General features: G+C 60.8%; 8 protein-coding genes, 1 rRNA gene and 2 pseudogenes. 5 read left to right on the forward strand and 6 right to left on the reverse strand.

What is annotated here, in order from left to right:
* Positions 1 to 75: ribosomal RNA gene (gene rrf, locus AC07T0_RS20725) — 5S ribosomal RNA — on the forward strand; the annotation flags it as partial.
* A 225-nt stretch (positions 76 to 300) separates the two neighbouring features.
* Complete coding sequence (locus tag AC07T0_RS20730) at positions 301 to 2,181, forward strand: methyl-accepting chemotaxis protein (RefSeq protein WP_495002976.1); 1,881 nt, start codon at positions 301 to 303, stop codon at positions 2,179 to 2,181.
* A gap of 179 nt (positions 2,182 to 2,360) precedes the next feature.
* Here AC07T0_RS20730 and AC07T0_RS20735 read toward each other — a convergent pair whose 3' ends face one another.
* From AC07T0_RS20735 to AC07T0_RS20755, 5 genes are all read right to left on the reverse strand, one after another.
* Positions 2,361 to 2,828 (reverse strand): SRPBCC family protein, encoded by a 468-nt coding sequence (locus tag AC07T0_RS20735; protein ID WP_495002977.1) that lies wholly within the window; start codon positions 2,826 to 2,828, stop codon positions 2,361 to 2,363.
* A gap of 28 nt (positions 2,829 to 2,856) precedes the next feature.
* Positions 2,857 to 6,300 carry an amino acid adenylation domain-containing protein gene (locus tag AC07T0_RS20740; protein WP_495002978.1) on the reverse strand — a complete coding sequence of 1,148 codons (3,444 nt, stop codon included), beginning with the start codon at positions 6,298 to 6,300 and terminating at the stop codon, positions 2,857 to 2,859.
* Between the two features lie 14 nt (positions 6,301 to 6,314).
* Complete coding sequence (locus tag AC07T0_RS20745; RefSeq protein ID WP_495002979.1) at positions 6,315 to 7,244, reverse strand: diiron oxygenase; 930 nt, start codon at positions 7,242 to 7,244, stop codon at positions 6,315 to 6,317.
* Positions 7,241 to 8,020, reverse strand: a complete 780-nt coding sequence (locus tag AC07T0_RS20750; protein WP_495002980.1) for a DUF3050 domain-containing protein — start codon at positions 8,018 to 8,020, stop codon at positions 7,241 to 7,243. The genes AC07T0_RS20745 and AC07T0_RS20750 overlap by 4 nt, the downstream gene beginning before the upstream one ends.
* An 877-nt stretch (positions 8,021 to 8,897) precedes the next feature.
* Positions 8,898 to 9,587 (reverse strand): GntR family transcriptional regulator, encoded by a 690-nt coding sequence (locus AC07T0_RS20755; RefSeq protein WP_495002981.1) that lies wholly within the window; start codon positions 9,585 to 9,587, stop codon positions 8,898 to 8,900.
* Positions 9,588 to 9,916: 329 nt separating this feature from the next.
* On the opposite strand from AC07T0_RS20755, the pseudogene AC07T0_RS20760 reads away from it, so the two are divergent.
* From AC07T0_RS20760 to AC07T0_RS20770, 3 genes and pseudogenes are all read left to right on the forward strand, one after another.
* A pseudogene (locus AC07T0_RS20760) lies at positions 9,917 to 10,114 on the forward strand (TauD/TfdA dioxygenase family protein); the annotation flags it as partial.
* Positions 10,105 to 10,194 (forward strand): annotated as a pseudogene (locus tag AC07T0_RS20765) (ABC transporter permease); the annotation flags it as partial. The pseudogenes AC07T0_RS20760 and AC07T0_RS20765, both read left to right, overlap by 10 nt.
* A 300-nt stretch (positions 10,195 to 10,494) precedes the next feature.
* Positions 10,495 to 13,041: an EAL domain-containing protein gene (locus AC07T0_RS20770; protein ID WP_495002982.1), complete on the forward strand. Its 2,547-nt coding sequence runs from the start codon at positions 10,495 to 10,497 to the stop codon at positions 13,039 to 13,041.
* A 209-nt stretch (positions 13,042 to 13,250) separates the two neighbouring features.
* Here the strand turns inward: AC07T0_RS20770 and AC07T0_RS20775 are convergent, their stop codons facing one another.
* A complete protein-coding gene (locus tag AC07T0_RS20775) occupies positions 13,251 to 13,439 on the reverse strand; it encodes a DUF6124 family protein (protein ID WP_495002983.1) in 189 nt (62 codons plus the stop codon).
* Between the last annotated feature and the right edge of the window lie 307 nt (positions 13,440 to 13,746).

Consider the following 13,746-nt stretch of genomic DNA (forward strand, 5'->3'; position numbering starts at 1 on the left):
GAACTCAGCAGTGAAACGATGCATCGCCGATGGTAGTGTGGGGTTTCCCCATGTGAGAGTAGGTCATCGTCAAGATTGAATTCCGAAACCCCCGTCTGCGCACGCAGACGGGGGTTTTGTTTTTGGCCCGTAGAAAAGCCTCCTGACATCTCCTGAAATGAGTTAAGTTTTCACTCCATGGTGCCGACAGCATGGTGACAATGCGTGCACCAAAGTAGAGCGGCCATAGAAGCTCGCCTACGCGCACAACGAATGTTGTACCCGCACGCATCCCCACTTTCGGCATAAGAAGTCTATGAAATGAATATTAAATTCAGCCATAAAATCCTTTTGGCCGCCTCTGGTGTCGTGGTTCTCGCCTTCGCGCTGTTCACCTTCTACAACGACTATCTACAGCGCAGCACCATCCGGCAGAACCTCGAATCCTCCGTCCAGCAAGCCGGTGACCTGACCGCCAGTAGCGTGCAGAACTGGTTGGGCGGGCGGATCCTGGTACTGGAGAACCTGGCACAGAACGTTGCCCATCAGGGCAGCAAGGCCGACTACCCGGGCCTGGTCGATCAACCGGCGTTGACCTCCAACTTCCAGTTCACCTATGTCGGTCAGACTGACGGCACCTTCACCCAGCGCCCTGACGCGAAGATGCCTGACGGTTACGACCCGCGTCAGCGTCCCTGGTACAAGTCCGCGGTAGTGGCGGACAAGACCATGCTCACCCCGCCTTACATGGCCTCGGTCGGTGGGTTGGTGGTGACTATTGCCCTTCCGGTAAAGAGCGGCGGGCAACTGCTGGGCGTGGTGGGCGGTGACCTGAGCCTGGAAACCCTGGTGAAGATCATCAACTCGGTGGACTTCGGCGGTATTGGCCAGGCCTTCCTGGTCAGTGGCGACGGGCAGGTGATCGTCAGCCCGGACAAAGGCCAGGTGATGAAAAACCTCAAGGACCTCTACCCGAACTCCGGGCTGCGGATTACCAAGGGCATCCAGGAAGTTACCCTGAACAACCAGGAGCGGATTATCTCGTTCACCCCGGTGGCGGGCTTGCCTTCGGCGGACTGGTATATCGGCCTGTCCATCGATAGGGACAAGGCCTACGCGCCACTGAGCAAGTTCCGGACTTCGGCGTTGATCGCGATGTTGATTGCCGTGGTCGCGATCGCGGTGCTGCTGACCCTGTTGATCCAGTTCCTGATGCGTCCGTTGACCACCATGGGTCGTGCGATGCAGGACATTGCCCAGGGCGAGGGCGACCTGACCCGGCGCCTGACCATCGAGAACAAGGACGAATTCGGCGAACTCGCCGGCTCCTTCAACCAGTTTGTCGAGCGGATCCACGCCTCCATCAGTGAGGTGTCCTCGGCCACGCGGCAGGTGCATGACCTGTCACAGCGGGTGATGAACTCCTCGAATGCCTCGATTATCGGTTCCGACGAGCAGAGCGCCCGGACCAACAGCGTGGCGGCGGCGATCAACGAACTGGGGGCGGCCACCCAGGAAATCGCCCGCAATGCCGCCGATGCTTCGCAACACGCCAGCGGTGCCAGCGAACAGGCGGATGACGGGCGTCAGGTGGTGGAAAAAACTATCCTGGCGATGACCGAGCTGTCGCAGAAGATCAGCCTGTCCTGCACCCAGATCGAAACGCTGAACGCCAGCACCGACAATATCGGGCATATTCTCGATGTGATCAAGGGCATCTCCCAGCAGACCAATTTGCTGGCCCTTAACGCGGCGATTGAAGCGGCGCGGGCGGGTGAAGCGGGACGTGGCTTTGCGGTGGTGGCCGATGAAGTGCGCAACCTGGCCCACCGGACCCAGGAATCGGCGGAGGAGATCCACAAGATGATCACCTCGTTGCAGGTCGGTTCGCGGGAAGCGGTGACCACCATGAACGCCAGCCAGGTGTCCAGCGAGGAGAGCGTTGAAGTCGCCAACCAGGCTGGTGCCCGCCTGGTCAGCGTGACCCAGCGGATTACCGAGATCGACGGGATGAACCAATCGGTGGCCGCTGCGACCGAGGAACAGACCGCGGTGGTGGAGACCCTCAACGTTGATATCAACCAGATCAACCTGCTGAACCAGCAGGGTGTGGCGAACCTGAATGAGACCTTGAAGGATTGCGATGCGCTGGCGCAGCAGGCTGGACGGTTGAAGCAGTTGGTGGACAGTTTCCGGATCTGATCCCGCGATACCGGTGTTGACCCCCCCCTTGCGGAAGCAGGGCTTGTGTGGGAGCAGAGCTTGCTCGCGAAGGCGGCCTCAAGGACGCCAAAAGCTTCGCGGGCAAGCACCGCTCCCACAGGGGAGATCTGTCGTTCACCAGACCGCAGGCAAAACCTGGCGGCGGGGGCCGAACTTGATCAGGCCAACAACGTCCGCACATTGTTCATCGCATCATCGGCAAACCCCTGGACGAAGCTGCGGAACCCCGGCAGCGCTTCCTCGCCACCACTGGCCGGTTCGGCAATGATGGTCCAGGTCGCCCGGCAACGCCGCGCATCCAGTGCCTCCACGGTCATCGCCGCCCACAGCTGGCCAACCCCCAGGGTGTTGTAGATCGTCGTCCAGGTCATCCGCCGTGCCTGCTCATCCCGCGAGTTGAGCTGCTCGACCACCAGATTGCCGTCCTTGAAGAATTTCTTGCGCAGCGAGCCGACGCCATCGCCGGTTATTTCGATGCGCTCCAGCGCCGTGATAAAGGCCGCGAATCCGCCGAAATCGCCGACCACGGCCCAAACCGTGGCCGCGTCGCGGGCAATCTCCACCGATGAAATCACCGGGCTGCCTTGTGGGTTGCGGATCAGGCTGTCAGGTTGCAGGTTATTCATGAGGTAACTCCTTGTGGGTGGGGGTGAATCAGATGAACTGGATCTGTGTGAGGTAGTCGCAGCCCTTGCGCAGCAGCGCCGGGGTCTTGGCCGGGTATTGCTCGCCCATCTCGCGCACGCCGGCGGCGGCATGGGCATGGCCGATGGCCGAGATATCGCCGATGTCCTCCTCGAAGCCGTTGAGGTAGAAACCCAGGACTTCGAACAGCGCATTGGCGCTGTCTACCCGATGCAACTGGCGTTGCCAGTCGGCCACGCTGACCAGTTGGAAGTCGCGGCCGGCCTCGCGGAACGAGGCCACATAGTCGGCCCAGCTCAAGGGTTGCGGGTTATGCAGGTTGAACACCCCGTGGGCGCTGGTGCGTCGACCATGCAGGGCAATGAAGCGGGCGAGGAAGTCCACCGGCATCAGGTCGAAATTGAGCTCCAGGGCGGGCACCTGGCCCAGTTGCAACGAGCCCTTGAGCATCAGCATCAGCCGATTCTTGTGCGGTTGGCTGACCCCGCTGCGGCTGTTGAAGCTGATGTTGCCGGGCCGGTAGAGATTGACCCAGGCGCCTTGCTCGCGGGCCCGTTGCAGGATCCGCTCGCCGACCCACTTGCTCAGGTTGTAGCCGTTCCTGATATAGATCGGCGGTGTCTGCGCCGCCGGTTGTTCGAGCACCCGGCCTTCGGCATCGACACTGCTGGAGGCCGACAGCGTCGAGATGAAATTGAAGATCTTCTTGCTGCGGCCTTCGCACAGGCGCAGGCATTCGAACAGCGGATCGACGTTGTCCGGGGCCAGCGACTCGTAGTCGAGTACGTGATTGACGTTGGCCGCGTTGTGCACCAGGGCGCCGAACTCACGATCGATCCGCTCATAGACCGCGGGGGCCAGTCCCAGCCGCGGACGGGTCAGGTCGGCGGCATGGACCCGCACCCGGCTCAGGTCCAGGTGCTCCAGGCGGTTTTCCCGCAGGGCTCGGGCAAAGCGTTCGTTCGCCGGTTCCGCGGCGCTGTCGCGGACCAGGCAGGCGACCTCGACAGCCCCGCCGGCCAGCAGCGCTTCGACCAGGTGCACGCCGACAAAACTGTTGGCGCCGGTCACCACCACTTTGTTCACATCGCCGGCCCGATCGGCGGGCAGCACATTCAGGCCCAGTTCACGGCAGGCGTCGACCTCGATCTGTTCGCTCAGGGCCTGGTGGGTGGCGGCGCCACCGACCAGCAGCGCCAGCCGGCACAGGGTCGGCTCCTCGATAAAGCGGTTGATGGAAATGCCCCGGCCATACTGCTCGCGAATGCCCAGCAACATTTTTGACAGCAGAATCGAGTGACCGCCCAGGTTGAAGAAACTCTCGTCGGTGGAAATATCCTCGACCGGCAGTTCCAGCAGCTCGGCCCAGAGCGCCAGCAGGCGGCTTTCGTCCTCTGTGGCCGGTAACCGGCGACGGCTGTTTTCCGCTGCCTCGACCGGCAGCTTGAGCAACGCCGCGCGATCGATCTTGCCGTTGCTGGCCGAAGGCAGGCTGGCCAGCTCGGTGTAGACGGTCGGTTGCATATAGTCCGGTAGATAGCGCTCGGCATGTTGCCTGAGGGCGTCCTGGCCAGCGGCAGACTGTGGCTGGCTCATGAACGCCAGCACCCGCCGCCGGGGATCGATGACCACCGCGATCTGGCGATACAGCCGACTGTCGCGCAGGCACTGTTCGATTTCTTCCGGCTCGACCCGGAAACCACGAATCTTCACCTGGTTGTCCCGACGCCCGCACAACTCGATGCCTTCGCCGGTCCACTTGGCCATATCGCCGGTGCGGTAGGCCCGCAGGCCGACGCCCTGGCCCAACGTCAGTTGCAGGTAGCTGTCGGCGGTCTTGTCGGGGTTGTTCAGATAACCGAGGCCGACCCCCGGCCCGACGATGTACAACTCGCCGACGGTCTGCTCAGGGACCGGCTGGCGCTGCTCGTCGAGAATCAGCACCTGACTGTTAGCGATCGGTTGGCCCAGGCTGCGATTGCCGGAGCCGGCCTGGAACTGCCTGGCCGTGACCAGCACGGTGCTCTCGGTGGGCCCGTAGAGATTGTAGAAATGGCACTGCGTCGCGAGCTTCTCGATGACATCCGGTTCGCAGACGTCGCCGCCGGTCATCACGTGGCTCAGGCCCAGCGGCGTGTCCAGCGGCAGGATGCTCAGCAGCGCCGGCGGCAGGAAGGCGTGACTGAGTTGTTGTCCGCGAATCAGCGCCAGCAGCTGCAAGGGGTCGCGGCGCTGGTCTTCAGTGGGCACCACCAGCTCCGCGCCCCGGACCAGGGTCGGGAAAATATCGATCAGCGACGAGTCGAAACTCAGGGTGGAAAACTGCAGGACCCGGCTGGTTTCGCTGAGCTGTACGTAGTCGGCATACCAGGCGGTGAAGTGGCTGAGGTTGTGCTGGCTGAGCAGTACGCCCTTGGGTTGCCCGGTGGTGCCCGAGGTGTAGAGCGCCAGACAGGGCGCCTGGGCGGCCAATGCCTGGCGCACCAGGGGTTGGTCTGGCGCTTCGTTCGTCAGGCCGCGGACATCCAGGGCCGGCAGATGCCCGGCCAGCGGGTCTTGCCCGTCGTGCAGCAGCAGGCTGGCACCGGCATCCTTGAGGACGAACAGTTGGCGCTGCAGCGGGTGGCCCGGGTCGAGCGGCAGATACACCGCCCCGGCACCGAGAATCGCCAGGATGCTGGCGTACAACGCGGCCCCCTTGTGCTGGCAGAGCCCGATGACCGGCGGCGCGGAGAGCGGCCCCAAGGCGTCGAGCCGGGCCAGCAGGGCTTGCTGGATCGTTCGGCTCAGGTCATGCAGTTCCCGGTAGGTCAGTGACTCTGCGTCGAGGGTCAGCGCCGGGCGATCGGCGAAGCGCAGCAGGCTGGCTTCGATATGCTCAATGACCGACACCTGGGCCAGGGCCAGCAACTCGGGGCGAGCGGTCTGGTTGAAGCGGTGCTCGAAGGCCAGCGCCTCAAGCATCCGCAGGTCCTGTTCCGGGTGGTCTGAGGCCGTTGGCAGCGTGACGGCCTCGGCAAAGTGTTCGACATCACGGGAGTAACGGCTGACCTGCAAGGCCACCTGTTCCACCAGGGCCTGGACCGCGGCGAGGCGTAGCGCCTGGCCGTTCCCGGAGTCGTCCTGGGCAACGGCCAGACGCTGGATCAGGCGACTCCCGCTGTCCTCGACCAGATGGCAGAGCAGGTTGAGTTCGGGCAGGCCCTGGGGTGTCGGTGGTCCTTGTTCCAGGCGCAGGGCCAGGTGCGTGCAAGCGCCGAGGTCGCGCCGCCAACTGGTGGGCAACGCCAGGCTGCCATCTTCGATCAACAGATCCGCCGCGCCCGGCGGTTGTGCTTCGATGGCCTGGGCCTGACTCAGGCGTTGAATCGAATGACCGTGCTGTTCCAGTTCGCGGAGCAATTCATCCAGCGCTTGGCTGCTGCCGACGAGCAAAAGGGTGAGACGTCTCATGATGATCTCCTTGGCTAGATCAGGTAGTCGCTCAAGGCGTCCTGGACACAGGGCGAATCGAGCAGCGAGCTGTTGCGCAGGAAGCGCACGATATTGATCACCAGCGGATGGTGGCGATTGATCGGATACGCCAGCCCCAGTGCCTCACGCCTGAGGGCCCGGCGAATCGCCTCGCTCACCGGCAGATGCTCGATCACGCGGAAGTCGAAGGCCTTCTGGATGTCGTTGGTCAGGTAATGGACGATGAACACCGGCAGGATCTGTGCGATCAGGTCGCGGTCGTCTTCGCTCGCGGTCTGCCAGTAGAGACGCACCAGGCGCGTCCAGAACGTGGCATGCCGGCCTTCGTCGAGCAGGTGGTCGGCCATCAGGCCCTTGATCGAGGGCTTGATCGTGTCGTCCTTGGCAAAGGCCGCGACATCGTTGGTCACCGTGTTTTCCGAGATCGCCACGCAGATCAGTTCCATGGCCGCCTGCAGATGCTCGGGGGCCATGCCCATGGCCGCCGGTATCGCCCGGCTCAACTCGATTTCCTCGGGCAGTTCGAGGGGTTCGATAGCGGTCATGGCCACGGTCTGCTGCATGAAGTCCATGGCCACCAGGGCGTGGTAATCCTCGTCCACTACCACGGTCATGGCGTCGTAGCGACAGGCGAACGGGAAGTGGATCGGGAAGCGTCCCTTGGCAATGCGGCGGGCGGTGCGGTCGACGATATCGGTCTCGAAAATCACCACGTCATTGATGAATTTGTAGAGACTCTGCAGCAGCACGAAATCCCTTTGTTCGGGACACAGGGTCAGGAAACTCTCGCTACTGACCAGCGGCTGGCGGCTCAGTGGATAGATCAGCCGGTCGTCGTCCTCGAGCAGGCGGCGTGGACGGGTGCGGATGCTGGCGCGGCTTTCCCAGGCATCGGCGAAGGAGGTGTAGTCGGCGGCGTTCATGAGATGGCCACCTCGACCGCATGCTCGCTCAGGCTCAACTGCAAGCCGTCCCATAGCGCCATGCGGCTGTCCACGGCCGCCAGGGCTGCGCCGTAGATCTCCACCTCGCGCTGCGACTGACCGTCCACCAGGCGCTCCAGCAGGTGTTCGGCCGCCGGCCCATGGTCCTCGGAATCGACATCGATATGCCGTTGCAGGTAGTAGCGCAACGTCGGGGCTTGGGCGTGATCAATGCCCCATTCATCGAGAATCCGCTGGAACATCTGCGGGATAACACTTTCCCGGCCGTGCAGAAAGGCCGCGGCCACCTGGTGAGCCGAAGCGCCGAGGGCGATCTCGAGGGTATTGCGGACAAAGCCGATCACCATCGACGGCGCGTTCACCGTGCGCAGCGCGGTGTCGACCGTCACGCCTTCACGCAACAGCTCAATGAAGCGCTCGATGACGACCGTGCTGGCGCCCACCTCGTGCATCGCCTCCAGGTACAGCTCGAAGTGGCTGCAATGACCAGGGCCTTCGCGTTGGTCGGACTCCTCGCCCAGGACAATTTCATTGATCAGGCGCGCGGCCTGGGGATCCTTGGGCGGGAGCCAGGGCAAGGTGGTACAGGTCAGTTCCTGTTGCAAGCGCTTGGTCAACGACATGAAGTCCCAGACCGCAAAAACATGGACTTCCATGAACCGTCGAAGTAGTGAAAGTGAATGAATCTCACTGAATACAGGGTGTTGGGTCAACTGTTTTTTTCGGCTGTCGAGAAGGGCTTTTAGTGCGCTCATTAATAATCACCACGTGGCTGCAAAGTTGAAAGGGTTGTGACAGGTTACAAGCGGTCTTCTAATCGTTCTGAGGGGTGGGTAATGTCGCATTGGTTAACCGGCGGACGAGCAGGTTCCTCAATAAGAAATTGAAAGTATCGAGAGGAACCATCACCTGTTTAACATGCACCCAAGCGTCATTGTGCAAGCGTTTTGAGCGTATTTTGTTTGGTCTTGCGGGGCGTGTATGTCTAGGCTGGCTAAGGCCTTTGCGACAGGGACTGCCCGAAAGCCATTAAAAATTAATACAAATAATCAGCGTGGATCAAGTTATTTTTAGAACAATTGTAAGTTGGGTTTTTTAACGGATGAGTGTTGCCTATAACACGGGCGATGCCGTGTTTTTAGGGGTGAGAGTGCCCCTTCCGAATAATAATGATCAGAATTTAAATGAATGATTGAATACCTCATTCATATGGCTCTCAACGGAATGGATTAATAATTTGATAGGCGTGGCCGAGACACGGCTAAACCGTACTTCCGGCGCGTGGAAGTGCTCCTTGGGTGAGTGATGTAATCCGAAAGTTGCAGGCGCAGAGCCGTACGTCACTCGTCAATTCATTATCAATGAGCAAGCCTGTGCCCAAACGGGCAGTTCTGCTATCGCCTGAAGAGGCGAAACCTGTCCGAAGCGGTGAATAGATAGGGTCATCCCGCGTGGCGGGGCGTGCGCCCAAGCTCTCTTTCACGAATCATGCAAAACAGCTGATGACAGCTTGTCGGCGCCGCCGTTGCCGTTCACAGGCAACCCGTCTCGTCGGCCCGCGGGCCGCCGTGCACATGGGTAAAACAGCAGGCCATGGGGCCTGGGCCCCCGTGGGCGTATCGGCTCAGGGGGTCAAGACCGGGTCTGGGCCAGATAGCGCAGGATCACTTCAATGCCACGTTGCAGGTGGTGCCGCAGGTTCTCCACGCACACCTCGATCTCGCCGGCCCGGGCGGAGGCGAGGAGGGCGCGATGGTCAGCCTGGGAGAGTTGGCCCAGCCCCATGGCCGACAGGTTGAAACGCAGGAAGCGTTCTTCTTCCACCAGGCCCTGCTCGATCAGTTTCAACAGTTTGTGATTAGGCGCCTTGCTGTAGAGCCCCATATGGAACAGACGGTTGAGCCGTCCGACCTGGGTATAGTCGTCTTCGGTTTCCAGCAGATCGATATAGGCCTCGATCTGTTTGAAGTCATTGTCCTCGAGCAAGGGTACCGACAAGCGCAACGCTTCGGTTTCCAGCAGGATCCGCAAGTCGTAGGCTTCGATGGAGTTATCGACGATCAATGGCGCTACCACGGCGCCCTTGTGGTGCACCACATGCAGCAGTTCCTGGGCTTCGAGCTGGCGCAGGGCTTCACGCACAGGCATGCGGCTGACGCCGAACAGCGTCGCCAGTTCCTGTTGGCGCAAGGCCAGGCCACAGGGAAGGCGCCCGTCCAGGATCGCGCTACGCAAGGTCTCCTCTATCACCGCCCGGGCAAGGTGGGCGGGGATGGGTCCATTGACGTGAACGCTGTTCAAGGGATTCGGTTTTTCCGCCACGCGACTACTCTGTTTTGAACAAGGTTGAAGGGTGATCCGATGGCACACTAGAAGCTGCCCGGGTGCTTGTCAAACCGACCACTTTCTGCGCCTGAGGCGCGCTATGACGGATGATTGCATGGTGCCATTCTCTTTCACCAGTCCCCCCTGAAACTATCAATCGATTCCCAAGTGGCTGTAGGGACTCGCCCTCTTGGCGATGCGTATTGCTTCCCGCGACCCCAGTGTTTTGCACAAGGTTCCAGAACCCGGGTTTTCAAGGCATCCAAGCCTGTCGGAGAGGTCCTTGAGTCGCGCGGAAAAGTACTCATCCTTCGCCGCTCCGACGCCTGGGCGCTGAAATCCTTGGCCTCGATTTGCGCCAAGCGCTCAATGACGAGGATTTTGCCCGCATTCATCGCGCGCACCTGGAGCACCACGTGGTGGTGTTCCGCGACCAGCGCATCAGCCCCGAGCAACAGATCGCCTTCAGTCGCCGTTTCGGCGTGTTGCAGATCCATGTGCTCAAGCAGTTCCTGCTGGCCGGGCGGTGGTGATCCTGATCGGCCTGCTGGTGGAGAACCTGGTGTTCGACACCCTGGAGCGGGTGACGGTGAAGCGTTGGGGATGCAACGTTACAGCTAATGAGAATGCTTTTGAGAACGCCTTCGTCGCGAGGCCGCGACGAAGATATTACATCTGTCCTTTGGGGGCCTTTGATGCAGGTCAATAGTCCGATGATCGGATAGCGGCATATTGATATCAGTGTTTACATGATGACCTTACTACTGTTGGACACCGAGATGGGTGTCCCCTTCAACCCCCTCCGATCTCTGCAAAAAGTGGGGCAGCGATCAGCAAAGTCCTGAAGCACCGGGAAGGAGCCCGACACTGTGTTTGTCTTCCTTCCCGTGAGTGGGCTACCGCCATGCCTGACATTCAGGATCTTTCCCAAGTTTTCATCCAGACCCTCGAGCAGAGCATCGACAGTGTTGTGGTCATTGATAGCCAGAACCGGGTCATCCTGTTCAACGCCGCCGCGGAAAAACTCTGGGGGTACGAGCAGGAAGAGGTGATCGGGCAAAATGTCAGTCTCCTGGTGCCCCAACTGATTCGCGCGGATCACGACAGCTACATCGACGCCAATCGTCGCACGGGGCTCAACAAGATCGTCGGCACCAGCCGCGACGTGCTGATCGAGTGCAAGGACGGCACCCGACGTTGGGGCGCAATGTCCATCTCCAAGGTCAAGACCGACGACCAGGTGATGTACACCGCCTTCATCAAGGACATCACGGTCCAGCATGAAGAGCGCGAGCGCCTGTCGCTGCTGTCGCTGGTGGTCGACAGCACCGAAAACGCGATCATCGTCACCGATGCCCAGTGGCAGATTCTTTACGTCAACGGTGGCTTCACCCTGATGTTCGGCTACGACGAAGCCGTCGTGGTGGGACGAACGCCTATCAGTGTCATCGCCCCCTATTTCGAATTGGAAGACATTGCGACTCTCCATGCTCAGTTGATGCGCGGCGAGACTTATCACTCACAGGCGTTCGGTTATCGGCATGATGGTCGTCGTGTCTGGTGCAATGTCACCACCTATCCGGTGCTCGATCACCTCGGCCACCTGACCCATACCGTCAGTGTCCTGATCGACGTGACCCATACGCGGATGCCGGAGATCCTGCGGCACAAAGTGCTCGAAGCCATGGTTCGAGAGGAATCATTGGCGGCCCTGATGACCTTGGTTTGTCGCGAAGTCGAGCGGATTGCCCCCGACGTGATTGCCTCGATTCTGCGGGTCGACGAAGCGGGCACCTTGCATCCCCTGGCCGCCCCCAGCTTGCCCGAGCATTACTCCAATGCGCTGGATGGCTTGCGCATCGGGCCGCAAGTGGGGTCTTGCGGTACGGCGGCGTTCAGCGGTGAGCCGGTGGTTGTGACGGACATTGCGCATCACCCGTTCTGGGAAGGCTTTCGCGACAAGGTGATCCCATTGGGGCTCAAGGCCTGTTGGTCGACGCCGATCAAGTCCAGTTCTGGCCGGGTGCTGGGGACGTTCGCGTTTTACTACCGGGAGACACGCGAGCCGAGTCCACTGGATCAACTGCTGGTGAATGCCACGATCCACCTCTGTGCACTGGCCCTGGAGCGCGAAGAGTCGCGCGCGCATATCCGTCAGCTGGCGTTTTACGATGACCTGACCGGGCTGCCCAATCGCAATATGCTGCACGCCAAGGCCGATCAGGCGATTGCCGATTCGGTGCGCAGCAAGAGCAGCCTGGCCGTGGTCTTTATTGACCTGGACCGCTTCAAGCAGGTCAACGACTCCCTTGGGCATGCGGCGGGCGATGAGTTCCTGTGCATGATCGCCCGGCGTTTGCAGGAGCGGCGGCGCAAGCAGGATATTGTCTGTCGGCTGTCCGGCGATGAGTTTGTGCTGGTGTTGCCGCAATGCTCGCTGGAGCAAGTGACCGATCTTCTCGTCGGTCTGAAAAGCTGCCTGAGCGCCCCGTGTCAGATCGCTGGGGTGACCCTCAAGCCGTCCGCCAGCATTGGCGTCAGTATGTTTCCCGAGGATGGTCGGAGCATGGATGTCTTGCTGCAACGGGCCGACATTGCCATGTACCAGGCCAAGACCCGTGCACGGGGCAGCGTCAGTTTCTTCAGTCACGGGTTGGATCAGATGGCCAAGGGCCGACTGAGCCTGGAAACAGCCCTGCGAGAGGCCATTGATCAGAAAAAACTGCACCTGGTCTATCAGCCGCAAGTCGGTCTCAATCATCAGGACCTCTGTGGTGTCGAGGCCTTGGCGCGTTGGAATCATCCGCAATTCGGCGAGGTGTCACCCAACACGTTCATTCCCATGGCCGAGGAGTGTGGCTTGATCGGCGAGTTCGGCCAATGGACGTTGCGCGAGGCCTGTCGGCAGTTGGCGAGCTGGCGCCGTCAGCACCTGAAAGTGCCGAGCATTTCGGTGAATCTCTCGCCGACCAATTTCCACAACCGTGATCTGCCGCGCTTTATCAGTCGGGCCTTGTCGCAGAACGGCCTGGTGGCGGCGGACCTGACGGTGGAGATCACCGAGAATGTGTTGATGGACAGCAACCCGGATACCTTGTGCACGATCGATGAGGTTCATGCTCTCGGGGTCCGTCTGGCCATGGATGACTTCGGCACGGGCTATTCGAGTTTGAGCTACCTGCGGCGGTTGCCGATCCAGGAACTCAAGCTCGATCGCAGTTTTGTCCATGACCTGGAAACCGACGAGACCAGCCAGGCCTTGAGTGAGGCTGTGATCCGGATCGGCGAGAGCCTGGAGTTGCGGGTGGTGGCCGAGGGGGTGGAAACCCTGGCCCAGCAAAAGATTCTCCAGGCCCAGGGCTATGAAGTGGCGCAGGGGTTTCTGATTTCCAAACCGTTGCGGGCGACCGAACTGGGGCCTTGGCTGGAGAGTTTTCGGCTTAATGCCTGAGTTCCTGTTGTCGACCGCGCTCGGCCGCAGCCTTTAGTGCGGTGATGAACACCCGTTGATTTTGTGGTGCCTGTTCTGCCGCCTTCGCGGGCAAGCTCCGCTCCCACAGTAAATCTCGCGGCGAGCCTGGAGTTTGCGTGCGACCTAGAACGACTGTGGGAGCGGAGCTTGCCCGCGAAGGCGTCTTCAGCAACACCGCCGGCCCTGGATCAGCCCGCTGTCCCCATCGTCGACGTTTCATCAATCATCGAGTCGACCCACGACTGCGCCAACTCGATCAGATGCACCGTCCCCATTGCCAACTTGCGCTTCGCCCCGTCGAATTGATCGGCGGATTCATAAGCCGTGGCCGCCGCCGATTGCAGAATCGAAAGCGCATTGACCAACTTGTCTTCCATGCTGAGTGACGCCGGGATACGTGTGGGCGAGGGCGAGGGCGAGAAGGTTGGGTGAGGTCTGAGAGCGGGTCGTCACTCAACGGCAGCCCGTAGTGCGCGAAAGCGCGTTCGGCGGCGGCGTCGAAGTGAGGTGTTCCGGTGTTTGCGCGACGTGACGCCGGGAAAATGATTGGCGGGCCGTGTGAGGTTTTCACTTCAGCCGTGACGAGTATTCGCGGGTGCAACACTCGCCTATTCTAGCGATAATGTCCGGTATTTGACACGGTATGCCCTATATTTCGGCATGTACCGCCATTCGGGATATGCA

The sequence above is a fragment of the Pseudomonas sp. GW821-FHT04D07 genome (assembly GCF_059420225.1).

Bases quoted from the DNA above. Each gene is read 5' to 3' on its own strand.
- AC07T0_RS20740 (WP_495002978.1), bottom strand. From the start codon at position 6,300: ATGAGACGTCTCACCCTTTTGCTCGTCGGCAGCAGCCAAGCGCTGGAT.
- AC07T0_RS20750 (WP_495002980.1), bottom strand. From the start codon at position 8,020: ATGAGCGCACTAAAAGCCCTTCTCGACAGCCGAAAAAAACAGTTGACC.
- AC07T0_RS20730 (WP_495002976.1), top strand. From the start codon at position 301: ATGAATATTAAATTCAGCCATAAAATCCTTTTGGCCGCCTCTGGTGTC.
- AC07T0_RS20770 (WP_495002982.1), top strand. From the start codon at position 10,495: ATGCCTGACATTCAGGATCTTTCCCAAGTTTTCATCCAGACCCTCGAG.
- AC07T0_RS20735 (WP_495002977.1), bottom strand. From the start codon at position 2,828: ATGAATAACCTGCAACCTGACAGCCTGATCCGCAACCCACAAGGCAGC.
- AC07T0_RS20775 (WP_495002983.1), bottom strand. From the start codon at position 13,439: ATGGAAGACAAGTTGGTCAATGCGCTTTCGATTCTGCAATCGGCGGCG.
- AC07T0_RS20745 (WP_495002979.1), bottom strand. From the start codon at position 7,244: ATGAACGCCGCCGACTACACCTCCTTCGCCGATGCCTGGGAAAGCCGC.